Source organism: Flavobacterium enshiense, assembly GCF_040750275.1.
Lineage (GTDB): Bacteria > Bacteroidota > Bacteroidia > Flavobacteriales > Flavobacteriaceae > Flavobacterium > Flavobacterium enshiense_B.
Map to the genome: position 1 here is coordinate 332671 of NZ_JBDOCV010000002.1, position 23277 is coordinate 355947.

Sequence of the window (23277 nt, forward strand, 5' to 3'; positions counted from 1 at the left end):
AATGGCTTTTAGTCTTCAAGATAAAATCTTGTTTAATTCTGTGCTGATTTATTTTATATCTAAGCACACATCTAGAACATCAAATAACAGTTAAGACATTCTAAGGAAAAATCTAAATAATTATAATAATATATAATATATATCATGTCACTCTTCTGCACTTTGATTAAAAAGTTTTAAAAAAAGTAGTAAAAACTAAAAAGGGAGAAGTGAAGATTTTATATATAATAAAGTGAAGAACTTAACTCAAAGTGCGAATCATAAAAATTAATAATATGAAGTGAAAATTGGTAAAGAATTAGATTATTTATTAACCCTACAAAAAAGAAAAGATGCTAAAGAAAGAATACTAAAAGTTTATAATGCTTTAGTGTATAAAAAAGGAAATACAAAAGGTTATTTTAACTGTCCTTCAGCATATCTAGAAAAAGTAAATTCAAGATATTATAAAGTAGTAAATCTATTATTAGAACATAAAATAATAGACTTCAAATCAGTAAACTATGATACTACTGATTTGTTCAATCAAAGAAGAAAAAAGTTCTATGATACTGAGAAAGGAATATGTATGAAATATAAATTTCTTATTGATGTAGAAGAAGGTTATGAATACGATTTACAAACTGACTACACAACCATATATGAAAATGAGATATGGTATTCTAAAACAAAAAAGAGCCTATTAGATTTAGGATTCCCACTAGAAAATATTAGAATTAAAAGAGATAATTTTTCTAGAAGACTACACACAAATATCACACAACACATTGAAGATTTTGGTTCATATAGAAAACTATTAGAAGGTGGTGATTACTTTTTAATAGACGGTAAAACTACACAACCAAGATTACTATGGTTACACCTACAAGAAATAGGATTACAAGATGAAAAACTAAACTTCATTTTTGAAAATGGTTTAGACTTCTACCAATATATTTTAGATAGAATTCCAGTATTAGAAAATGATAGAGATGAAGCAAAAGATTTATTCATCACTTGGATAAATGGAACTGGATATATTGATGGTGAGAAGAAAATAATTAGAGACATTTTCCCAATCGCTAACACATTTTTAAAACACTATAAAACTTCTGATTATAAAAATATATGTAGGCTTCTTCAGTATAAAGAAGCAAAGATTTTCATTGATGATTTACTGAATAATTGTCCTGTTGAATTTTGTTTATCAATACACGATGCTCTTGTAGTAAAGAAAGAAGATAAAGATTTGATGTTGAACTGGTGTAAAGAAAGAAGACCTGAAATAATATTCACTTTAGAGGAAGTGAAAAGAAAAAAATTGGAATGTTAAATGACCTACTCGCAAAACGAGAGTGCAGGTATGCACTACTCAATAATAAATGATTACCTAAACCACGAATTTATAATTAAATATGATGGTTTAGAAATAAGAATAGATTTCACAAAGGGTTGTGATGAAATTTTTGAAAAACTTCTCTATTTAAAGAAACACGGAACAATTTCAAAAGATGAAGTTCAACAAGTATTCTTAGAATATAAAGAAGAAATAAGAGAAGAGAAGATTAAAAAATTATTAGATAGAGATGAAAGTTATGTGTGAAATTGAAAAGAATATTATAATAAATAAAATAGTAGATGAAATAGCAAACTATATTGTTGAAAATTCTCATAAAACAATTAATTATGATATTAGAATTTTGATTAATAATTCAAAAGAAGATAATGAATATCTAACTAGTCTTCTTTATGAATTACCAATCAGTAATCTTGGTTATGAAATTATAATTAATAATCGAGTTCAAGAAATAATAGCAGAATTGAGAGACCAAAAAATTAATTCACTTCTCTATAAAAAATCCACCTCGGAGAAAAACTAATATAAAATAGTAATATATACATATATCAAAGTGAATGCTTTGAATAAAAAAGATAAGAATGAAATATGTTAGAAGTATTACAATGGTGTTTTCGTGATGAAACTTCAAGTTGTGTGACAGTTTTAATATTAATTATTATAATTAATTGTATAATGGGTAATAGAGATTAAAAATGAGACTTTATTACACAACCGATAACCTACAAAGAGTTGAACCGTCTCTTTTCCGCTTCGATAAGAACGGCATCATACTAAAAGACCCTCGTGAGTGGATTAACCTCTCACATCTATTTAAAATAAACCCAGTAGCATTTTGGGACTTAATAGAGAATTTACAAGAGCAAGAACTATCAAAGCATCAGAGAGAAGATTTGAATGATGTGGTTGAAGAGTTCATAAAAAATAATTTAGATTGAAATATGAAAAATATTTACCCACTTATAGAATCAATTATTAAAAATGGTAATTTGGATAGAATGACGCTTATGTTAAATAAACTAAAAAAAAGTGTAAAACTTGATGATAATTTTGAATACAATATTTCAATATTATCAGCAGCAATAAGAGAACAAAAACTTAATACCATCTTAAACAAAACCAACTCACCAAAGAGTGAGCGATAAAATTATTAAAAATGAAAATGAAAAGATTTAATGAAAATTTAGGATTAAAAGAATATGATTTAGAAAATGGTTCTATAATAGAAAACCTATTAGAAAAAAAAGATATGATTATAATATTTGGTTATAATTTTAACTCAGGAACAATTAGATATAAAATTGTAAAAGATGATAAAATGTTATGTAGAGAATTAAATATTGAAAAAGGGTTTATTGTTTATGATAAAATAGTAGATGATATTAAAAACTTTTTAGTTAGAAGTGTTGCATTATCTTGTTCTTTTGCAATATTTGGTAGAGAATTACCTTGTAAATAATAAGTAGAATTTTTTTGATTAAGGTTGAAGAGAGTGGTTCAGAATAGAGCCACTCTCTTTTTAATATATAATCTTATGATAAAGAGAAATATAAAATTAATTGTAGCAGTTATAATAGGCTTCCTACTAGGTTGTGTTATAAACTGTCAAGGTGATAAAGATAGTTCAACCAAAACCACCAAAACAATTGAGGTAAAAGAAAAGATTATTCAAATAAAAGATAAACCTGAAATAAAGTATAAGAATAAATATATCACCAAAGAAAGTTTAAGAACTGATACCATTTATAAAACAATTAAAGAAGAGTATGCTTACTCAATTGATACAACTTATGTAGATAAGAATGGCGATACACACTTAAAAGTAGATGGGTTTGGTGGAATAAATAATATTGAAATAAATACTAAGTATAAAGATTCAATTATTACCATTGAGAAAGAAACAACAAAGTATGTAAATAAGAATACTTTATACATTTCACCAAGTTATAACAGTAGAAAAGAAATAGGTGTTGATTTAGATTACACTATAAAGAATAAAGTTATTGTAGGTGGAAAAGTTTCTTATGACCCTATAACAGGTCAACCAGTAGCAGGTATAAAAATAGGTTTGAAATTATGAGTGTAAATAAAGATGAAATGATTTGGAATGAAAATAGAAGCACTAAAGCATATATGGGTAATGAGATTTCTAAATTGAATAAGAGAATTAAATATCTTGAAGAGTTATTAAAAATCAATGAGATAGATTTCAAAAACTAATCTCTTATATAAAAATTGTGAGAAAATGAAAGTAAAATTGTATTTTTACGACCAATGGAAAAATAATATTGGTTTTAATAATACAAATGGAAAAAGTATCTGCTAACAAAAATCTAAAATCAGCTAAAACAAATAAAAAAGATGAGTTCTACACTCAACTTTCTGATATAGAAAAAGAATTAAGACATTACAAAGACCACTTTAAAGGTAAAGTTGTTTTGTGTAATTGTGATGACCCTAGAGTTAGTAACTTCTTTCACTTCTTCTCATACAACTTTGAAAAATTAGGTCTTAAAAAACTAATTGCAACTTGCTATAAAAGTCAAAATGCAGACCTATTTAGTGAAAATAACTCTGAACAAGCAATCTATTTAGAATATACCGGAGATAAAAACGGTGATAACATTCCAAATCCCGAAGAAATCGGCATTAAACCATTAAAAGGTGATGGTGATTTTAGAAGTAAAGAATGTATTGAGCTTTTAAAAGAAGCAGATATTGTTGTTACTAACCCACCTTTTTCTTTATTTAGAGAATATGTTGCTCAACTTATAGAGCATGATAAAAAGTTTGTAATAATTGGTAACCTAAATGCACTTACTTATAGAGACATCTTCAAATTAGTTAAAGATGGTAAATTATGGTTTGGTCATAGTATTCATAGTGGAGATAGAGAGTTTAGAGTTCCTGATGATTATCCATTAACAGCAGCCGGAAGTAGAATTGATGAAGTTGGAAATAAATTCATTAGAGTAAAAGGTGTTAGATGGTATACCAATTTAGATTATAATGAAAGACATGAAGATTTAATACTGTATAGAAAATATACACCGGATGATTATCCAAAGTATGAGAATTTTGATGGTATCAATGTAGATAAGACAAAAGAAATACCTTATGACTATGAGGGAATCATTGGTGTTCCAATTACATTTTTAGATAAATATAATCCTGACCAGTTTGAAATTATTGGTCTTGGAATATCAAATTCAGGAATTGAGTGTGGAGTTCAACCTTATAAACCTGAACATAAAAAGTATAGAAAAGAAATACAAAAAAGAGGAGCAGTTGATGGTGACTTATATATGATGAAAAATGATATTGTTGAAGTTCCTTATGCTAGAATTTTAATAAAGAAAAAGTAATGGATATAACTTTAAAAGAAATAACTGTCCGTGAATTAACACAAGGTTATATAGATAAAGATGAACAAGGTATCTTTGGTTATAATGGTAACCTTGACATCAGACCACCCTACCAAAGAGAGTTTATTTATAAAGATAAACAAAGAGATGCTGTAATTGACACCATTACTAAAGACTATCCTTTGAATGTAATGTATTGGTCTCTAAGAGAAGATGGGACTTATGAAGTAATTGACGGTCAACAAAGAACTATCTCTATATGTCAATATGTTAATGGTGATTTTGCTCACTTATTCAGATACTTTCACAATCTAAAGAATGATGAACAAGAACAGATTTTAGATTATAAGTTAATGGTCTATATATGTAGCGGAACTGAAAGTGAAAAATTAGAATGGTTCAAAACTATTAATATTGCAGGTGAAAAACTAACTGAACAAGAACTAAGAAATGCTGTTTATTCAGGCTCTTGGGTTTCAGATGCTAAAAGATATTTCAGTAAATCAGGTTGCGCTGCTTATCAAATTGGTGGTGATTATCTTAACGGCTCACCAATAAGACAAGAGTTCTTTGAAACTGCTATTGATTGGATATCAGAAGGTAATATTGAGGTCTATATGGCTAATCACCAACACGACCCTAATGCAAGTGCTTTATGGAGATATTTTCAAGATGTAATGTCTTGGGTTAATGCTACATTCACAACACAAAGAAAGAAGTTTATGAAGGGTATTGAATGGGGTTTCCTTTATAACAAATACAAAGATGTTGTTTATGATACTAAAGCACTTGAAGCAGAGATTGCTAAACTAATTTTAGATGATGATGTTACTAAGAAAAGTGGAATATATCCTTATGTTCTAACACGAAATGAGAAGTATCTTTCTATCCGTGCTTTCAATGATGTTATCAAACAAAAAGTATATGAGAAGCAGTTAGGAATATGTGTTAAATGTCAAGAGCATTACACTATTGAAGAAATGGAAGCCGACCATATTACACCTTGGCATGAAGGTGGTAAAACAGTAGAAGAGAATTGTCAATTACTTTGTAAGAATGATAATAGAATGAAATCAGGTAAATAAAAAAAAGGCTCTTAATTAAGAGCCTTTTTTTTGCTTTTTATCATACTCTTCCCATCTATGTATAATATCAGATTCTAAATGTCTTTGAACACTAAATTCATTTATATCTGCATTTCTATTATCACAACGGTTTACATTACAATCACCATCAAACATTTCCATAGGTGGAGTATGTTTATTACAATATAATTTCAAGTTGTGTATAAATGGTTTACCTGTATAATTATTATAACTAACACTATATCTACACAATAAACCAATATCATTGTAAGTAAATCTATAATCATCAGAGGTAAATGCTTTAATCTTTCTCTTTAAATACTTTACTTCTGATGATACACTATTACTTCTTAAATAACTAACTACAGAGGTGATTAAAATGAATCCTAAAATTATCAATATAATCACATAAGTAGGAAATTGAAAAGTTATAGAATCTTTAAACACCGTCTTAAATGGTTTATCTGTTATTTGACTATAAGTGAACATACTTATAAACCCTAAAATAACTAATATACCTGCTGAGATAACCTGACTAATTGAATCTAATAATACTTTCTTCATTGTGCTTCTAATAATTTAACAATGATAGTAAAACTTATAGTAATTTTAAAACATTTTTATTAACAAAACCCTTATGAATATTAGGATTTCTCATATTTTTTTCATATATTATATATCTAATTATAATCAATTTAACATGAGAGAATCAATCTTAAACACAATTACAAACTGTAAAACTTTACCTAAAAAATTTAGAGTAAAAGATGTTAATAAATTCTGTAATAACATCTTAATTAACTCACCTTCATTTCTATCAAAACATTGTGAAAACAATCCAGGTAATTATAATACCTTCTTCATTAGAATCAGTAAAGGTTTATATACACTCAAATAGAGTTTACACAAACAATCTTCTTACCTGAGTGTGTGTGTAGTCAAACCCTTTAGATGTCTTAAACCCATTTGTATTAAGAAGGTTTGCTATTTGCGTTTGATTTAAGCCATTATCTTTTAAAGAAAGAGCAAATGCTTTAGCACGTTTTAAATTCTCATTAGATGCTTTCTTTTGTTTAATTACAGATATACCTAACTCTCTTTGTTCAGGTGTGAATGTTCCACCACCTAATGATGTAATACGGTTACCACTCTTAGATATATGATAACCATTCTTTGAGATATTCTCTTTAATCAAATTCATAGCTGATTTGGTTCTTTCTCTAATAAGTCCTACCTCTCTCTCAGCAAGTGCTGCAAAGATGTGTATAGTAAAGTTATCAGCAGTAGGAATATCACACGCTTTAAACTGAACTTTAGAATCCATTAGAGTAGATATAAAGGCTACATTTCTAGATAGTCTATCTAGTTTGGCTATAAGTAAAATAGAGCCTGAATCTTTAGCGTGTTGAATCGCTTTCATTAGTTCAGGTCTATCAGATTTTCTACCTGATTCTTTCTCTGTATAGGTGGCTAACACTTCATCAGTTTTACCTATGAATCTATTAATGATTTCTAATTGAACATCTAAACCTAAATCTTGTTTAGATGTTGATACTCTGGTGTATGCAATGTATTTTTTCATTATGTCAAAGATTAATTTATTACTATGTAAATGTAAGGATAATTGGACAAATTGGCAAGGTTAAAGTGGTGATTATGTGTTATTTAGGATTATCCTGAATTAGAAAAAAAGTGTTAAAATATTCCGCCATTTGGGGAACTCTCCGTATCTTTATGTTGGTGCTTTGGAAGTAACATTTAGGACGGTTCTAAATAAGAAATATGGATATAAAAAAAGAGAGCAATGCTCTCTTTTTATCTCACTTAGTGAGTAGTTGTTACTCTTCACAATCTTTTGAGGTGAGTTCTTTATACTCTTTACTTTTATAGTGTTTAAAGAACCATTTACATTTAGAGTAGTCATAATAATAAACCCATTCAGTTCCCCAATGTTCAAAGAATTTATCTAATGCTTTGACTGTTTTAACTTCTGTATGGTGAGAGTTTTTATCACCTCTTTCACGTCCATAAAATACAGTTACATTCTCAACAGGTTTATCAAATGAGTGTGAGACATCACTAGGAGCATTAACACTTTCACCAAGCGAACTAATTCCACCGTGTTCTATCAATTCATTAATCTTTAAAAAATCGTTATAATGATTTAATAGTATTTTACCATTGTGTTGAGGGTAACCGTCCCAATGACAATAAACAAACTTTACTTTTGTGCTATTAATTTTAATAGCTATAATACTTCTAGTAGCCATACTTTTAAAATTTAAAGAGGGGGATTAAACCCCCTCATAATCACTAATAAATTCAATCTCTTTATCTATTCTATTTTGTAGTTCATCAAAATAGATTTCTTTCATTGTTTTAGTTGGATTAAACCCACCATCTAAAAGAGTAACGGTGTAAGTATCATTCCACGCTAAAGTGATAAGGACAAAGTGTTTCCAATGGTGACCATTTACTTTTAAAATTATACCACTATTTTCAACGGTGTAAATCTTTTCTACACCCCAACTCCAAAATACATTGATTGGAGATTTTAATACCTTTAAGGTATCATTGAAATCAAAATCCCTCTGAAGGAATTCCTTAAACTTTTCTTTCATAATGTCAAAGAATTTAATTAAACATTTATTACATTATAAAGATAAGGTTATTCGGACAAACCACCAAGGAGCGGTGCAAGTTTGTTAATGGAAAATATCAATGATTACAGGGGTTCGCATAGATTTTAACCATTGAAAAGAGAGAGGGGGTTTTGTAGGTGAAAACCTATTTGTTAGTTCCAAGGCACCAACATAAAGATACGGAGAGTTCCCCACTTGGCGGAATAAAATATACAAAAAAAGGTGCGAATTTTTGTATTTAGGTTCATCCTTAATAACGGTTGGAAAAAATTGATTAACCAATAAGGATTTCTTATGTTTTGAAGTTGAAGTGAAGAAGAGTAACATAATATATATTATATATTTATTATTATTTAACCAATCGCTACACTTCGTTCCGCTCTTTTAATTCGCTTCGCTCAATGCTCGTGCTTCGCACTCGCAACTTAAATTCAAATCAGATTCAGAAGAACATTCTGACCCTCTTTTTCAGAACTTCCTTATTTTGCTGAATTTTCAAATTTTGTTAAAAAACAAATATATTTTACTTTTAATTAAATTATTTTGAATATATCTTTGTGAAACAAAAGAAAAACAAAGAATTATATAAAAAATTAACAATTATGGAAGATTATTTAAAAAAATGTAGTTTACAAGAGTTAAAAGAAGAGTTATTACTTAGAGGGTATAAGTTTGATGAAGATGGTAATATTGATATTTTACCTGTTGATAGATTTATTTTAGAATATGATGTTTCTTTAAGTGAAGAGACTAAGATTTGGATTATTGATAATTGTAAGGCTTCAATGGTATCACCTAATAATGATTCATCTCAATATTGTTTAATTGATATTTTGGATAAGATGTATGATTTAGGTTTTGATAAAAGTCTTTATGTTGAAGATTATAGAGAATTACAAAGATTGAGTAATGAGGGTGTTAGTTATATAGAAATTTGTTATTAAAAATTAAATAGTTAAAAGTTATGAAAGAAGAATTAAAAGAATTAGGTAAAGAGTTTTTATTAGCATCGTATATAGATGTTGATTTTGATTATGAGGATTTATCAGATGAATATAGAGATAAGTATTCTATGTTATTAGATGAATATAATGGTGATGTTGATGATTTAATATCTGCATTAGAAGGTGAGTTTATTTACAAACCTGCAAGAGATTTAATTAAAGATTTCATTGATGGAGAAATTAATGAAGGTATTGATGGTATTGAAGGTGTTGAATATTTTGGTGATAATTCATATATAGTTAAGTTAGATTTTAGTGATAAGCATTATATAAAGTCATCAGTTGATATTGAATTAGATGGTGATGAAATAGTTTATGATTATTATGATGTTATTTCGGTTTATGAAAAGTAAAAAGCGGTTAAGATATTTCCTAACCGCTTTTTTTATTTGTGGGGTTTACCTTATCTTAGCCATTATGAAAGAGAAAGCAGAGGAGGTAATTAAAGATGTTTCAAATAATATGAAACTTGCTTTTATTGACTTTGAAGATATTTATGGCTTCAATGTTGATATTAGTTGTTTTCAGCTTTCGTTGTTGTCAAGAGTTAAATATAAAACTACCGATATAAGAGTAATAATTCAACTTAGGTCAATGGAAACTTTTAATAGGAAAGTTGTCCAGAGAAGAAAAATAATTAGTGAGTTTAATGATAGTGTAAAAGAAGCAATTGATAAGTTTAATATTCTTAGTGAGTATAAAATAAATGATTACCCAAATCCTAAATTAGATTATAGTGGTAATAATTCTAGATGGAATCATACATTAAAAAATCATCAATTATATAGTGATATAGTTATTGATATAACTTATTAGTAAATAAAATAAACCCCATCTTCTTCTTTCAAAATATCACTAATGATATAACGAGCTGAATCTATTAAGTGATTATACTTATCAATAGGGTCTTCACCGCTTTTTTTCCAACTATACATATTAAATTCTTTTGCAAGGTTAGAGCTTTGTCTATCTACTACAAGTTTATAATCTTTCATCAACATTATACCCTCTTTAACAGACCCGGCACCCTTTCTACATTTTCTAATATTTATACCGTTTGTTTGAAGTTCTGCTATCATTCTATCACCACCTGAGGCATAATCTGCAACAACCAATCTATCACCAACTATTCTTTTAAATATTTTTATCATTTCAGTAGGCAATACTTCAGTTTGGTATAGTTGTTCTTTTAGGTAGATTGTTCTTTCTTTCTTATCTACATATACTTCAACTAGAGCTGTTTCATCATTTGTAAATCCCCAGTCAGCACCGAATTTAGAATCAACATCATCAGGGAAATCTCCGAACTCCCAATCTTTGAAAATAACACCTTCACTTTTATCTAACCAAGCACCTAAGTATTGGTGTTGGTATCTATCAGGTCTTGTTTCTTTGAAGCTCTCAATCTTCTTTAAAAGAGATGGGTTAATATATTTTAGGTTGTCTTTATAAGTAGAGAATATATAGCAAGTATCTTCTACTATACCATTGAAATTATCATCAATCCCTCTATCTAAAAAGAATCTTCTATATATCCAATGTGATTTAGTTGTTGGGTTAAGAATCATTATAACCCTATTCTGTTTATTGATAGTTCTAATTGAATCATCAATCTTATCAAATACATCTTCATCAACTAACTCTTCCGCTTCTTCTACTACTAGAGTTGTGATTTCTGAAAGTGATTTTAATCTAGCGGTGTTATCACCACTTGAAGCCTTTATACCTTTGAAGATTATATATGAATTGGTAGTTCTATTTACAATCTTTTCTTTATTGACTGTAAAGTATTCAGATAGATTAAGTTCATCTATCTGTTTTTTAACTTCTGCAATTACTGAATCGTGTGCAGAAGTCATAGTTAAACGGGTAAATAGTATTCTATGCCCTGCTTCAAAAGTTAAAGCAATAAGTAATCTAGTTACTGCATGAGATTTACCCGAACTTCTACCACCTGTTACAACGAAATATCTACCATCATGCTCTGCTAATGGCTTATACTTTGGTTTTAATAAACTCAAAAATCATAGGACTATTTTTTATAGATTAATTCAAATCAAATTCATCAAATAAATCTTCTGAATCTTCATCACCAAATCTTAAAATATCTTTCAGTTCAATACCTGAAACTGACATTGAAGTTTCATTCTCAGTTTTAACTTTAGGGTTACCATACATATAACCCATATAAAGTTTAATCATATCTTTATCTCCGTTCATTGCCATTTGTTTCATCATAGCAATAATTTCATCAGAAGCATCTTCTAACTTCTCAGCTAGTTTTAATTCTTCAGATTTAGATTTTCTACCTGAGCCTGGTCTATAACCTCCTTTTGGTTTACCTGCTTGAGCCATTGTTTTAATTATTTTTTGATACTCACTTTGTGAGAGCCAAAACTCATTAGAGTTTGGCTATACGGTTATATTCATCAATTATCTGATAATAACCATTTAGGAGTGTTTTAAGCGTTAGTTTATCACTCAGAGTATAATTATCATTTGTAATGATAAATTGAGTAATAGAGACAGGATAAATAAGTTTTACATCAACTACAATCTCATTCTCTACAACACTCTTTCTATAAAAGATAAACCCACTCTTATAATACCTTATACTCATATAACTATCAATTCTATTTTTGATTAGACATTATTCATAAACTTACCACCGTTAATCTTGTTAAAGACTTGGTGAATAATGTTTAGCCATATTGTGAATGGTATGGTTTGCCAAAATGAAATGAACTTAAACCCTAATAAAAGTTTAATGATTAGGTAGCCTGAGAACCACACTAACAAAGATTGTATTGATAGTATAGTTACATAGAATGTAATCATATACAATGCTGTATAAGGGTTAATCTGTTTCAATATTCTTTTAAATGTTTTCATTAGTAATTTTACTTTTTATATGCTCTCTTGTTTCTTTAAATGATTTTTGGATTACATTAAATTTAATCCCGGTTCTTCTAGAGAGTTCTCTAATACTAAAACCTTCATCTACTATATATTCAAAAATCATTCTATGAAAAAAATGTAGTTTAGAGAGTTCATATCTTATTTGATTAACTACATCAATCTCTTCATCATCTTCTATAAAATCCATAGTTAATTCTTTGAACTTATAGGTTTTAATTAATTGCTTATAATGATTGCTTAGTGAAGCATAGACATAAGCACCTGTTATCTCTTTTGGCTTTGCTGAGATATATTTCTCATAGAAAGTATGCAGTAGTTCATCTGCAATAATTTCATCTTTACAAATCTTTAAGGACATCTTTCTCCACTTAAAATCATCCTTTACTAACTCTTCTAAACTCTTGTATATCATAGGTTATATATAAAAGTTTGAAAAGTCCCTATGACCTAAATAAAAAAGAGGTGCTAGTGTGACGGCACCTCTTTTTGAATACAAGAGAAATTTACAGAAAGTCCGGTATTGAAACTACTTTAACTATATAGAAGAAGAAATAAAATCTAACACTAAATAGTTCATTTGTTTTCAAATACTTTATTTCTTTCTTTATATATCTATTAACTGATTTTGTTTTAAAAAAGATTCTCATAATTACAATATATTTTATTAGTATATATTATATCATGGTGTTGCATGTTTTGGAAGTATGGATTGTTTATGGTGTTTAAAATAATTGTTGAAAACTAAGACACCATTAAGACACTTATTTTTAAAATCAATTATAACATATTGACTTTAAATTGATTATATTTTTACTTTGCAGAACTCTTACTTCAGCAAAATCGAACTCAGGGAAATCTAAAGTTTTGACGAATTCTTCACGAGTATTTATAATAGTAGGTTCAAGAGTCTGTTTTCCGTTAAAAAAATTGATTACTTCGAGTACATTGTCAACACCATAAACTTCCAAACCTGAAACTATAGCAGCTTCTTTTGCATTTCTAAAGTATTAGGTATAAATTTGCCCTTATGATCAATACTTTAAATATATGGATAAAGTAGCCATTTATGCAAGGGTTTCCACATTAGAGTTACAAGACTATGATCGTCAAGTTTCCGAACTAACTAGAGAAATTCTTAATCAAGGATATACAAAAGAACAAATAGACACATACGCTGAAAAGGTTTCTGGTTACAAAAAGGATCGACCAGAATTAGCAAAACTTCTAAGCAAAGCTGAAGATTACAAATGCATCTATGTATCTGAGATATCACGACTTGGAAGAAACCCTGAACACACTAGAGAAATTATTGATGATCTATCACAAAGGAATGTTCCAGTTTATATACTTACTCTCAAAGACAGAACCCTCAAAGATGATGGCGCTCGAAATAATATCATGCAAATCATTCTCCAAGTTCTAATCGAATTTGCGGATATTGAAAGTAAAACCATGAAATCAAGAATGAAATCTGGAAAATTAGAAAAAGTTGGCTTAGGTAAAGTTTCTGGTGCCAACCAAGCATACGGTTATAAAAATGTTGATGGGTACTTGGTAATAGATGAAATAGAAAGTGTTGTTGTCGAACAGATTTACGATATGTACAAAGAAGGTTTAGGCATTGATGCAATCGCGGCCACCCTTAACCAAATGGATATCCCTACACGATTAAAAAGATTAACTGGTGAAAAAGACATAAAGGTTAGAAGAACTGATTTAACCAAATCCAGAGCATCCATCAAATGGGAAGGCGCAACAGTTAGACAAATTTTAAAGAATCCAATCTATATTGGTAAAAGACAATTCAAAGGCCATACGGTACCATCACCGCAAATCATTTCAGAAGAATTATTCAACTTCTGCAATGACCTAATGACCACCAAAAACAATAGGAATATCATAACAAACTACACATATCTTCTAAAAGATATGATCTATTGCGGTTGTTGTGGAAATAAATACTATGCCATTTACACCCCTAATCCTAAACAATCTAAAGTATACAAGTGTACTTCCTATATCAGAGCTAAGGGATGTGGAAATAAAGCCATAAGTATTTCACTTTTGGAAAGTGTAATCTTTAACGAGTTTATAAATTCCAAATCTTTACTAACAATTCTGGAATCCCCGAATGATCTAAAAAAACAAATTGAAGCTGAACTAAAGGGTTTAACTCAACAATTAAAAAATATTAATTCAGACAAAGAGAATAAAGAAGCGGAACAATCCAAATTACTTGACTTGTACCTTTCATCAAACACCTTTAGCAAAACCCAATTAGAACAGAAACAAGAAGTACTAAACAGGGAAATTCAGACTATTGAAGACAAACTTCATCTTATCAACAAAGAAATATTCCAGAAAAAAAGAATCCTTGCAAATTATGACCAAGAAAAAGCATCAATTGATATGCTAATAAATGCCAAAGAGAATAGAACTGAATTACAAGCCATATTTAAACAACTTATCCATAAGGTTGTGATTAACACAATAAACCGTGATTATACACTGGTAACGTTTTTTGCCAAAGTAAAAGGTGTTGTTTTACCACAAACCCTTAAATTTTTAATATACGCTGGCGGTGTTAGAAATGCTGGAAGACATAAATCAAAAGAATATAAATATATACCTACTCTATCACTTCAAAACGAACCAGAATTTGAAAACAACATTCTTCAAAATGATATGGCCGAATTAACCAATGAAGTAACATACATTGTTAACCAAGCCAACATACAAACTCAAACCATCTTACCATATAGCTGGGTTAATGTTCCAAATGAAAATTGGCTTTATATTGGTGAATCAGATAAGTAGATGATGTCAATCTTATATTTTTAACAAAACATTAACATTTTAAAGTCTGTTTTGTAAACAATTACAAATCAGTTATTTAAATCATAGTTTACTTTAATTAAGTCAAAAAATGACTTGATTAAATTTAATCAACAATTTTGTTGTATTTACTTACAGTTTTGAAAAGTATCAATTTTGTAATCTGAAATTTTATTCAAATCTTTGCAGTGTACAAAACAATTAGCTAATGTTTTTTTACTATTAATGTTAAATCTTTAAATTTTATTCAACATGAAAAATTCAACATCAACATTCGTACAAGAAGTAAAAGCACGTCAACAAAAAAATGGTGACACATTTAATCCATTAGCCATTGAGAAAAAAGCAAGCGATATCATTTTTAATCATTTGAAAGGATTAGGCTTGGCCGCTTTTAATGCCAATCAAGCTGTAACAGAACTACAAGAAAAGTATAACGATGTTTTATACCGAACAAATGATATAATAGATGCTAGAGGTTATATTAATGATCTTAGGGTGGCTCAATTAAATCTTGATACAGCCAAAGAAGAACTGGCTTCAATTGAAGAACAAATCATTTATTTTGAAAACTTAAAAGAAAGAATGAATTAATCAGAAATGATAAAGCAAACATAAAGATGGATAACTGTAAAAGGTTATCCATTTGTGTTTTAAAAGGTATCTCATAAATAAATTTAATTGAGAAATACCAAAAGTTAAATAACACTTAATGAAAATTATTCCCTTGGGTTTAATCCAAATAAGTGAAAGATTTGTTTTGAAGGTTGCCAAATTTAAACACCCCGCGCGGGAAAGAAAAATATTTTTAAATAACTGAACTTTTCAAAAGTTGCAACTATTTATTAATATAATCACAATAACCCTTTTTTCTTTGATTTAAGACATTCTTTTATGAGTGATAATAACTTAATCGTTTCTAAAAAGATATTGTCTTAAATCGCTTTAAAATGGTTTATTTTGTAAGAATATAACTAATAAAATGAAAAATGAAATAAATAAAAAACAATCCAAGGAATTTTTTTTGAAATGTACACAAATGCTTAAAGAACTTGGAGCAAAGGAAACAACATCAGCATTAAGTTATAATTTGGTAATTCAAACCAGAATTGGTGATCTATACTTGAAGGTTGAAGATGATAATTGTTTTTGTTATTCCCTATTTGGAAATTTCCTTGGCAATGAAATGAAAGCCAAAGAAGTGTTTGGACATTGGAAGTATAATTATCATGGTGGCAACCGAGATTCAAATATTGATGATATAATTGAAGTTATCAAAGTTCATATAAGTTATACATTTTGATTCTAGGAAAAACAATAATTGACAGACAAAAGGCAAATCCCTCAATAAACTGTTTTTCTTTGATTTAAGGCATTATTTAAGATATGAAAACAACTTAATCGTTTACAAAAAGATTATGTCTTAAATCGTTTTAAATTAATTTGTTTTGTAGGAAATATTTTAATATACTTGCACTATTAATTTATAAGCCAAAATGATGAAATTTTTAAAAGACTATTGGGCACATATCGCCATTGTTGTTGTGATTTTAGTAGCAGCGAAATTATTAGTAGATCTACAAGAAAAGAAAAACAAACTAGAACAAAGATTAATCGAATTAGATAAATATTGAAAATAGATGGAAGATATTGATTACATTATGTTTGCTGAAGCATTAGGGGATTCTTATCCAAATGATCTAAAAGTTATTGAATTCTTGAATGCTTTAAAGGAATTTGGCCGATCAAATCCAACTGTAATAAAGCTTGCAAAAGAACTATATCAAAAATATAAAAAGAAATAAGGATAACTTTAATTAAGGTCATTGGGATAACTTTTCTGCCCAGCGAATTGCGAAGTGAAAGGAAAAATTAAATTATATGAAACAACAAAGATTAAAATTGTTTGGTTTGTGCTTTGTATTATCTCTATTTCTATTCTATAGTTGTAGTGAAGATTTTGATACACATGAGCATAATCAAACAAAAGATGAAATTAGAGTAAAGCCAATAAGCTTTATTGATATTATAGACAATCAAAAAGTAGTAGAAAAATTAACAAATCCAAAAAGTAGGTTTAAATTAAATAATAATGGTCGGGTTATTAATGATACAATAAATAATTTTACTGTTGACACAAATTATGGTATATTTATTGCGGAAGGTAATTATCATTCATACACATTCAAAATTAATAGACCTAATGGAAGTAATTATTTACTAGAAAACATTGTAATTAGTAAAAAAAATGAGAGCGAGTATGAGACATTATTATATCAATATAATATAACTGAAGAAGAATTAGAAAAGATTGATAACGGTTTATTTGTTGACCTCAAAGGAAAAATAGATAAAATACTTCTGGAAAACTCGATAACCATTAGCGACTTAACAGGAAAATACTACTTTAATGGAAACTGTTATGAAGATAGCCCCGTATATATCGCAGGGCAAACTTGTCAAGGGACTGGATCAGAGAACCATACTTTTGAAGAAGTTCAATCTGGACAGTACTGTTCTCAATTTGGAAGTATTTATGGCCCTTTACCAGGTTATTGGACTTGGCAAAGTTCAATTGTTTCATGTGATGATGGAGGAAGTGGAGGTAGTACAGGTGGTGGTACTAGCAGTGGATCCTCTGGTACTGGAGGTGGAACACCTAATAGTGGAAGTACAACAACAACACCAGTAAATAGATGCTTGAATTGTCCTGAAATTACTGACAATCAAGATCATTGTGAAAGTTTATATAAATTAACTGATGTAAGTCATGCCAATCTTTTAGGTAAATTTAATATTTTAATGAATAGAGTGACAAATGGAACTGATCAAGGTAAAGAATTTGGGTATTCATTTAAGAAAAATGATTCTGGTTACAGTAATCCTGATATTCCCAATAGTACTGGAAATAATTTAGATGTACCAACTGGTAGAAATGATCCATCTATTTATGGAGCCGTTCACTCTCATCCCAGTCATCTTATGCCGATGTTTTCTTTTAGTGATTTAGCAAAACTTGCAGAATTATATAGACATGCAAAACCCGAATATAGAAGTGAAGTTGTTTTTGCATTAGTTTGCGAAACTGGTATTTATACAATTAAAGTTAATGATCTTGTTAAATTAACAAATAAACTTCAAGCTGTAATAAATAATGCTGATGGGACAACCTTTGAGGAAAAGCTAGATAATGCCAATATTTTAATTAATTCTCGAACAGAAAAACATAAAGGATTTGGTAATGATTTTGAATTGGGTTTCTTAAAAACACTGCAGGAATTTGACATCCCAATATCATTATCTAAATATAATCTATTGACGAATAATTGGGAAAATCTTAGTATTCCCCCTTCAGGACAACCAAATGCTGGGAGAAAAGTAGCTTCGCCATGTTTAAATGTAAATTAAAAATTATGAGAAAAATATTAATAACAATCGTAAGTGTGTTTTTTTATTGCTTAAATTCTAATAGTCAAATAATCTCAATTGAAGATATTGGCTTGATTCCTATAGATGGAGCATATTATAAAGATAATGAGCTATTATTAAATAGATTTGTTGGAACTTGGGAATATACTAATGGTAATAATAGTTTAACAATCATTTTTCAAAAAATTACTCGGCAACGTGCAAACTATTCAGAGGATTTATTAATAGGTGAATATAAATATATTGAAAACGGTGTTGAAATAATTAATACTTTGAATAATATTTCTAATTCTGAAAATAATATTCATGGCAATTCTGTGATTTATCATAATTCTAAACCCACATGTAATGATTGTGTAGTAGGAGAAAAAAGATTAGTTGTGAGCTTTGGAGATCCTCTTAAACAAACTTGGGGCCCATTATATTTAAGAAAAATAAATGTTGGTGGTCAGGAAGCAATATCTGCACAATTTATCCTTAATGGAACCAGATATATAGGAGGCTCTGATCTTGAATTTACTCAGGTTTATGTTGGTGAAACATTTCCCAATGGAACATATGTTTTGATTAAACAACCTTAAATTTCTTAGAATAATATTAAAAGGGTAGCAACTGCTACCCTTTTTGTTTATCCAATATCACCTTAATTTTCTTTACTGTATTCATTGAATCACTAATTAACGATTTCAACTTTCATTCACTCATATCACCATATCCTCTTAATAAAAAAATAAGAATTATTCTTATTTTTTTATTATTCGTAAATTTACTATTAATTTAAAATCAGTAAATTATGAAAAATTTTATGCTAATTATGCTCCTTATCATTGTTACTGGTTGCTCCGATGATGAACCCGATTCTCCAAATTACACACCTGTACCACCTACATCAGGTAATATTGTTTTTTGGTCATCTTATTTACCAACTCACGATGGAAGAGTAAAAATAGTTATTGAGGGTAAGGAAAGTTTCATTACTGTTAACTATTTCTCAGAACCTCCAAGTTGTGTGTCAAATATTGGTAACGCATTCTTTAATTTATCTGGTGGCACATACACTTATACGGCTTCAAGTGTTAATCATGGAACGTTCCAAACAGGCACAGTAACAGTCGTTAATGGTGAATGTAGAAAAAAGAATATTGATTAATTTCATTTTTAAAATTTTAAGGGTAGCATTAGCTCCCCTTTTTGTTTATCCAATATCAACTTTAATTTCTTAACCGTATTCATTGAAACACCAGTTAAGGCTTCCAGCTTTCTAAGGCTTAGATCCGAATGTTGTTGAATCAGTTTAACTTCTTTCTTATACTTGGCCAGCACTTCATCATCAGATTCAACCGTACCTTCAACCCTACCTTTAAATTTGCCAAGCTTCTTGGCAATAGCTATTCCCTCGGCTTGTCTTTCCTTAATGGCTTCCCTTTCCATTTCGGCCACATTGCTTAATACATCGGTTATCATTTTAAAGATGCCATTATACTTACCATTTGGAAGTATAGAACATATACCAAGATTATCAATACATACATTAACACCTTTATCCTTCAACCAGTTTAAAGTTTCCTGACAATTAAAACTATTACGCCCTAACCTATCCACTGATGAAACGGTTAATTGAGTGATTTCATTGGCTTCTATTGCTTTAATTAGTTCCTTCCCTTGTGGTCTATCAGTAAAAGGAATTGAACCGCTTATAACGTCTATAAATAGCTTTTCATCGGGGTAACGTTTAGCTAATTGTCTGGCTGGGTTCTGGCTCTGGGATGATACCCTTACATAACGTGCTTTCATATCTTTTAAGTTTAATAGTTAATTGAGATAAACCACCAGAAGAAAGCACTATATCAAAGCAAGGTTATTAATTAATTATTTATAATCTTCAATATATTCAACATCTTGGTCAATCCGATATTGAAGTTCATCACAATAAACTTCATGCCTTTCAACCTTAATTGTTTTATTACCTTCTAACAAGTAATAAGAGTAAGTATCATTCCAAGCCAATGTAATTAAAACCCAGCCTTTATGATGATGACCGTTAACCAACATTAACAATCCTTTATTTTGATAGTTGATTAACCTTTCAACACCCCAACTAAAAAAGACATTTATGTTTGGGAATTTCAATTGATTAACCGTTTCATTTATATCAAAATCTCTTTTAAGTAATGATTCGATATTCTCGAATTTTTTATTTAATTTTGTCATAACTTTTAATGTATTAATCGCTTTGATTAATGCTTTACTTAGATAAGGGGCGGCTGCAAACTAGCCCCTTATTTTTTTCTGGTGGTAATCTCAATATTTCAAATAACTTTTGTTCCTATCTTTTGAACACTTCAAAGATATATTAAATTAATTAACTGTGCAAATTTAAAGTATACTTTTTTTATGCACATTTATTAAATAATTATTGTATGGAATTAGTGGTGTTAAGGGTGTGCATTCAATACTACCCTATTATTGCACACAAATTATATCAAAATGAAAATCCCAGCTGAAAAACTGGGATCAAAAAAGCCGTTTCTTTTGGGAATGCAACAATTTTGTGCGTGTTGGCTATGTTTAGGAACATTATTTAGATTTTTCAAGGCATAGCTTTCACCTTCTCCTATTTTATTATTTAATGTTTTTAGCTGGTTCTTCAACAGATACATCTTTACTAAACACATTAAACCTCGATAGGGTATCAGAATCTATCATTGACAAAATCAACGCCAAAATTGTTATTACTAATGAAACTAATGCGATCTTATCACTGTCTTTATACCAAGGCTTTTTGCTTATCTTAGAACTGTTATTTGAAAGTATATTATGAATTTTACTGACAGAACTTTTCATTGATTCTTTACGGTTATGTACCGATATAGTACTATCATCATTTAAAACCTCAAATGATGATTTTAGTGTTTCTACTGCATACCCTTTATCAGTTAAATTTAAGTCATAAAAACCATTTAACCTTTCAGATTGATAATTAGCCAATCCCATTTTAACTAATGTGTTTTGAATCTGCTTTAAGTATTTTAGCTCATTAAAATCTGATGGATATTTATTAAATCCTAATATTATATCAGGTATACTAGCAACGTGTTCTTTCTGTAGATATTTAACCACTTTGGTTATATCTTCTATTAGTTTGGTATTGTCTTTCATTTCTTCCCTCGGCTTTTGTCGTTTTTAAACGAATCGGTCATATAAGCCCAAATATAAGTTATTTTCTATATTGATTCAATTAGCTATATTTAATTTATTTCTTACATTTAGCCCACGAAATCACAATGCTATGCCAGAAATAATTACTTCATTTTTTGATAATATAAAACAGAAAACTACTAACCCATTCTTTGGAACACTTATTTTAGTTTGGTTGATTCGTAATTGGGATTTGGTGTTCTCTTTATTCAATTTTGATAAGAAGCATAACTTAACCTATAAAGTAGCATACATAAACAAATACTATCATGATAAAGATTTGTTGGGAATATTTACTAATAACATTTTTATTGCTTTTGGATTGATGGTTTTGGCCTATGTTCTAATAATCTTATCAAGAATAATTGTTAATGTTGTTGACCACCGTATTATCCCATATTTTAATGAAAAAACGGTAAGCAAACTTGTAATTAATAGAAGCTCATTTGATCTTGTAAAAAAACAAAGAGATGAATATGTCAGCCTACTTCAAGAAGAAAATGAAAAGCTGATAATATCTGAAGATAAACATTCAAAAATTAAAAAGGCTTATTCTGAATTGGATTTAAAGTATAACGAATTAGATCAAGAACATTCATCACTAGTAACTAAATACAATGTATTAGAAGAAGTACATAAAGTGCAAGATAATAAATTTGCCCAACTAACACTAGATATCGAAAGTGCTAAACTTGGTTCTGAAATATTACAAAAAGAAGTAGATGAAAAAATCAAAGAAATAAGTGAACTTAAGAAAATCTATTACCATGAATTTGAAAAATTAAAGTTATATGAGGAAAACGGAGAGGTAAATCTTGATATAAGAATTCCTATACTATTGTATTCAAAATTCGTAGAACTCAAATTAAAAAAAATTGATTTACCATTTTTACAAATTTCTGAGGATTTATTCAAAAAAAATGACAGACTAAGTTCTTTTAATAATGAATACATAAACTACTTTCTCGAATTAGGTTTGATGTCAAGTTCTGAACCCAAAAGTAATACTTCAAAATTTAACAGTAATAATACTGAGCTCACCACGTTAGGTAAAGAAATTTATTTTAACAGAAATGTTTTAGACAAAAAATATAAAAATGATTACAACAAAAATTAATCAGAATTAATTGATTAACACCACTTTTGGTATATAGTTATCTTCAATATCCGTTAGCTTTTCTTTTAACTTATTTATCTTATTTTCTGATTCTTCATTTCTATATGAATCGGCCAGCATATTATCCAGATTATTGAACAAATATTCTTTTAAGGATTGTTTGGTGTTTTGGATATGATCTTGAATCGGTTGATGTGTTGAGGACTGTTTTATAAATTTCATTTCCTTTTCCAATTCTTCTTTGTAATACTTCAATATTGCCCTATCATTTACCTTAAACATATCCTTATATCATTTTAGGGTTCAAATTTAATAAAAGTGTTTAGAGAATATTTTATTTTGATTCT

The 23277-nt window shown here is 28.7% G+C and carries 33 protein-coding genes and 1 pseudogene; 22 read left to right on the forward strand and 12 right to left on the reverse strand.

The window, feature by feature from the left end; translation table 11 throughout:
* Positions 1-280 precede the first annotated feature (280 nt).
* The 10 genes from ABGT15_RS04285 (at position 281) to ABGT15_RS04330 (ending at position 5786) form a co-directional block, all read left to right on the forward strand.
* On the forward strand, positions 281-1312 hold the full coding sequence (locus tag ABGT15_RS04285; protein ID WP_367230179.1) for a hypothetical protein: 1032 nt from the start codon (positions 281-283) through the stop codon (positions 1310-1312).
* Positions 1313-1582, forward strand: a complete 270-nt coding sequence (locus ABGT15_RS04290) for a hypothetical protein (protein ID WP_367230180.1) — start codon at positions 1313-1315, stop codon at positions 1580-1582.
* The gene (locus tag ABGT15_RS04295; RefSeq protein WP_367230181.1) at positions 1566-1859 is read left to right on the forward strand and encodes a hypothetical protein; all 294 of its coding nucleotides are present in this window, start codon (positions 1566-1568) and stop codon (positions 1857-1859) included. Before ABGT15_RS04290 ends, ABGT15_RS04295 begins: the two co-directional genes overlap by 17 nt.
* 172 nt (positions 1860-2031) lie before the next feature.
* The gene (locus ABGT15_RS04300; protein ID WP_367230182.1) at positions 2032-2274 is read left to right on the forward strand and encodes a hypothetical protein; all 243 of its coding nucleotides are present in this window, start codon (positions 2032-2034) and stop codon (positions 2272-2274) included.
* 3 nt (positions 2275-2277) lie between these two features.
* Positions 2278-2481, forward strand: coding sequence for a hypothetical protein (locus ABGT15_RS04305; protein WP_367230183.1), 204 nt, complete (start codon positions 2278-2280; stop codon positions 2479-2481).
* 11 nt (positions 2482-2492) lie between these two features.
* On the forward strand, positions 2493-2795 hold the full coding sequence (locus ABGT15_RS04310; RefSeq protein ID WP_367230184.1) for a hypothetical protein: 303 nt from the start codon (positions 2493-2495) through the stop codon (positions 2793-2795).
* 75 nt (positions 2796-2870) lie between these two features.
* Complete coding sequence (locus tag ABGT15_RS04315; RefSeq protein ID WP_367230185.1) at positions 2871-3416, forward strand: hypothetical protein; 546 nt, start codon at positions 2871-2873, stop codon at positions 3414-3416.
* Positions 3413-3556 (forward strand): hypothetical protein, encoded by a 144-nt coding sequence (locus ABGT15_RS04320; RefSeq protein WP_367230186.1) that lies wholly within the window; start codon positions 3413-3415, stop codon positions 3554-3556. The genes ABGT15_RS04315 and ABGT15_RS04320 overlap by 4 nt, the downstream gene beginning before the upstream one ends.
* 86 nt (positions 3557-3642) lie before the next feature.
* Complete coding sequence (locus ABGT15_RS04325) at positions 3643-4701, forward strand: adenine-specific methyltransferase EcoRI family protein (RefSeq protein ID WP_367230187.1); 1059 nt, start codon at positions 3643-3645, stop codon at positions 4699-4701.
* On the forward strand, positions 4701-5786 hold the full coding sequence (locus ABGT15_RS04330; RefSeq protein ID WP_367230188.1) for an HNH endonuclease family protein: 1086 nt from the start codon (positions 4701-4703) through the stop codon (positions 5784-5786). The genes ABGT15_RS04325 and ABGT15_RS04330 overlap by 1 nt, the downstream gene beginning before the upstream one ends.
* Before the next feature lie 15 nt (positions 5787-5801).
* Here the strand turns inward: ABGT15_RS04330 and ABGT15_RS04335 are convergent, their stop codons facing one another.
* The 4 genes from ABGT15_RS04335 to ABGT15_RS04350 all read right to left on the reverse strand — a co-directional run bounded on the left by ABGT15_RS04335 (position 5802) and on the right by ABGT15_RS04350 (position 8407).
* Positions 5802-6350: a hypothetical protein gene (locus tag ABGT15_RS04335; RefSeq protein WP_367230189.1), complete on the reverse strand. Its 549-nt coding sequence runs from the start codon at positions 6348-6350 to the stop codon at positions 5802-5804.
* 337 nt (positions 6351-6687) lie between these two features.
* A complete protein-coding gene (locus ABGT15_RS04340) occupies positions 6688-7368 on the reverse strand; it encodes a recombinase family protein (protein WP_367230190.1) in 681 nt (226 codons plus the stop codon).
* A 256-nt stretch (positions 7369-7624) separates the two neighbouring features.
* Positions 7625-8056 carry a hypothetical protein gene (locus ABGT15_RS04345; RefSeq protein ID WP_367230191.1) on the reverse strand — a complete coding sequence of 144 codons (432 nt, stop codon included), beginning with the start codon at positions 8054-8056 and terminating at the stop codon, positions 7625-7627.
* A gap of 24 nt (positions 8057-8080) precedes the next feature.
* Positions 8081-8407 carry a hypothetical protein gene (locus ABGT15_RS04350; protein ID WP_367230192.1) on the reverse strand — a complete coding sequence of 109 codons (327 nt, stop codon included), beginning with the start codon at positions 8405-8407 and terminating at the stop codon, positions 8081-8083.
* A 623-nt stretch (positions 8408-9030) separates the two neighbouring features.
* Here ABGT15_RS04350 and ABGT15_RS04355 point away from each other — a divergent pair.
* From ABGT15_RS04355 to ABGT15_RS04365, 3 genes are all read left to right on the forward strand, one after another.
* Positions 9031-9372, forward strand: a complete 342-nt coding sequence (locus ABGT15_RS04355) for a hypothetical protein (protein WP_367230193.1) — start codon at positions 9031-9033, stop codon at positions 9370-9372.
* Positions 9373-9392: 20 nt separating this feature from the next.
* Positions 9393-9785: a hypothetical protein gene (locus ABGT15_RS04360; protein ID WP_367230194.1), complete on the forward strand. Its 393-nt coding sequence runs from the start codon at positions 9393-9395 to the stop codon at positions 9783-9785.
* Positions 9786-9849: 64 nt separating this feature from the next.
* Positions 9850-10248 (forward strand): hypothetical protein, encoded by a 399-nt coding sequence (locus ABGT15_RS04365; protein ID WP_367230195.1) that lies wholly within the window; start codon positions 9850-9852, stop codon positions 10246-10248.
* On the opposite strand, the gene ABGT15_RS04370 is transcribed toward ABGT15_RS04365, so the two are convergent.
* The 4 genes and pseudogenes from ABGT15_RS04370 to ABGT15_RS04385 all read right to left on the reverse strand — a co-directional run.
* Entirely contained in the window at positions 10245-11453 is a 1209-nt protein-coding gene (locus ABGT15_RS04370; RefSeq protein WP_367230196.1) for a PBSX family phage terminase large subunit, read from the reverse strand. The two genes, ABGT15_RS04365 and ABGT15_RS04370, sit on opposite strands and share 4 nt — an antisense overlap.
* Before the next feature lie 25 nt (positions 11454-11478).
* Positions 11479-11787: a hypothetical protein gene (locus ABGT15_RS04375; RefSeq protein WP_367230197.1), complete on the reverse strand. Its 309-nt coding sequence runs from the start codon at positions 11785-11787 to the stop codon at positions 11479-11481.
* A gap of 523 nt (positions 11788-12310) precedes the next feature.
* The gene (locus ABGT15_RS04380; RefSeq protein WP_367230198.1) at positions 12311-12763 is read right to left on the reverse strand and encodes a hypothetical protein; all 453 of its coding nucleotides are present in this window, start codon (positions 12761-12763) and stop codon (positions 12311-12313) included.
* Positions 12764-13163: 400 nt separating this feature from the next.
* Positions 13164-13352: pseudogene (locus ABGT15_RS04385) on the reverse strand (YifB family Mg chelatase-like AAA ATPase); the annotation flags it as partial.
* 46 nt (positions 13353-13398) lie between these two features.
* Between ABGT15_RS04385 and ABGT15_RS04390 the strand changes: the two are divergent.
* From ABGT15_RS04390 to ABGT15_RS04425, 8 genes are all read left to right on the forward strand, one after another.
* Positions 13399-15168 (forward strand): recombinase family protein, encoded by a 1770-nt coding sequence (locus ABGT15_RS04390; protein ID WP_367230199.1) that lies wholly within the window; start codon positions 13399-13401, stop codon positions 15166-15168.
* Positions 15169-15438: 270 nt separating this feature from the next.
* Positions 15439-15780, forward strand: a complete 342-nt coding sequence (locus tag ABGT15_RS04395; protein WP_367230200.1) for a hypothetical protein — start codon at positions 15439-15441, stop codon at positions 15778-15780.
* A gap of 388 nt (positions 15781-16168) precedes the next feature.
* The gene (locus tag ABGT15_RS04400) at positions 16169-16489 is read left to right on the forward strand and encodes a hypothetical protein (protein ID WP_367230201.1); all 321 of its coding nucleotides are present in this window, start codon (positions 16169-16171) and stop codon (positions 16487-16489) included.
* Positions 16490-16682: 193 nt separating this feature from the next.
* Complete coding sequence (locus tag ABGT15_RS04405; RefSeq protein WP_367230202.1) at positions 16683-16820, forward strand: hypothetical protein; 138 nt, start codon at positions 16683-16685, stop codon at positions 16818-16820.
* A 6-nt stretch (positions 16821-16826) separates the two neighbouring features.
* Positions 16827-16991 (forward strand): hypothetical protein, encoded by a 165-nt coding sequence (locus tag ABGT15_RS04410; protein WP_367230203.1) that lies wholly within the window; start codon positions 16827-16829, stop codon positions 16989-16991.
* Positions 16992-17067: 76 nt separating this feature from the next.
* Positions 17068-18594, forward strand: coding sequence for a hypothetical protein (locus tag ABGT15_RS04415; protein WP_367230204.1), 1527 nt, complete (start codon positions 17068-17070; stop codon positions 18592-18594).
* A gap of 5 nt (positions 18595-18599) precedes the next feature.
* Positions 18600-19196: a DUF6705 family protein gene (locus tag ABGT15_RS04420; RefSeq protein WP_367230205.1), complete on the forward strand. Its 597-nt coding sequence runs from the start codon at positions 18600-18602 to the stop codon at positions 19194-19196.
* Between the two features lie 212 nt (positions 19197-19408).
* Positions 19409-19765 carry a hypothetical protein gene (locus ABGT15_RS04425; protein WP_367230206.1) on the forward strand — a complete coding sequence of 119 codons (357 nt, stop codon included), beginning with the start codon at positions 19409-19411 and terminating at the stop codon, positions 19763-19765.
* Positions 19766-19773: 8 nt separating this feature from the next.
* On the opposite strand, the gene ABGT15_RS04430 is transcribed toward ABGT15_RS04425, so the two are convergent.
* The 3 genes from ABGT15_RS04430 to ABGT15_RS04440 all read right to left on the reverse strand — a co-directional run bounded on the left by ABGT15_RS04430 (position 19774) and on the right by ABGT15_RS04440 (position 21774).
* A complete protein-coding gene (locus ABGT15_RS04430; RefSeq protein WP_367230207.1) occupies positions 19774-20409 on the reverse strand; it encodes a recombinase family protein in 636 nt (211 codons plus the stop codon).
* A gap of 75 nt (positions 20410-20484) precedes the next feature.
* Complete coding sequence (locus ABGT15_RS04435; RefSeq protein ID WP_367230208.1) at positions 20485-20826, reverse strand: hypothetical protein; 342 nt, start codon at positions 20824-20826, stop codon at positions 20485-20487.
* Between the two features lie 411 nt (positions 20827-21237).
* The gene (locus ABGT15_RS04440) at positions 21238-21774 is read right to left on the reverse strand and encodes a hypothetical protein (RefSeq protein ID WP_367230209.1); all 537 of its coding nucleotides are present in this window, start codon (positions 21772-21774) and stop codon (positions 21238-21240) included.
* A 130-nt stretch (positions 21775-21904) separates the two neighbouring features.
* Between ABGT15_RS04440 and ABGT15_RS04445 the strand changes: the two genes are divergently transcribed.
* Complete coding sequence (locus tag ABGT15_RS04445) at positions 21905-22930, forward strand: hypothetical protein (RefSeq protein ID WP_367230210.1); 1026 nt, start codon at positions 21905-21907, stop codon at positions 22928-22930.
* A gap of 6 nt (positions 22931-22936) precedes the next feature.
* Here ABGT15_RS04445 and ABGT15_RS04450 read toward each other — a convergent pair whose 3' ends face one another.
* Entirely contained in the window at positions 22937-23212 is a 276-nt protein-coding gene (locus ABGT15_RS04450) for a hypothetical protein (RefSeq protein WP_367230211.1), read from the reverse strand.
* Positions 23213-23277 lie beyond the last annotated feature (65 nt).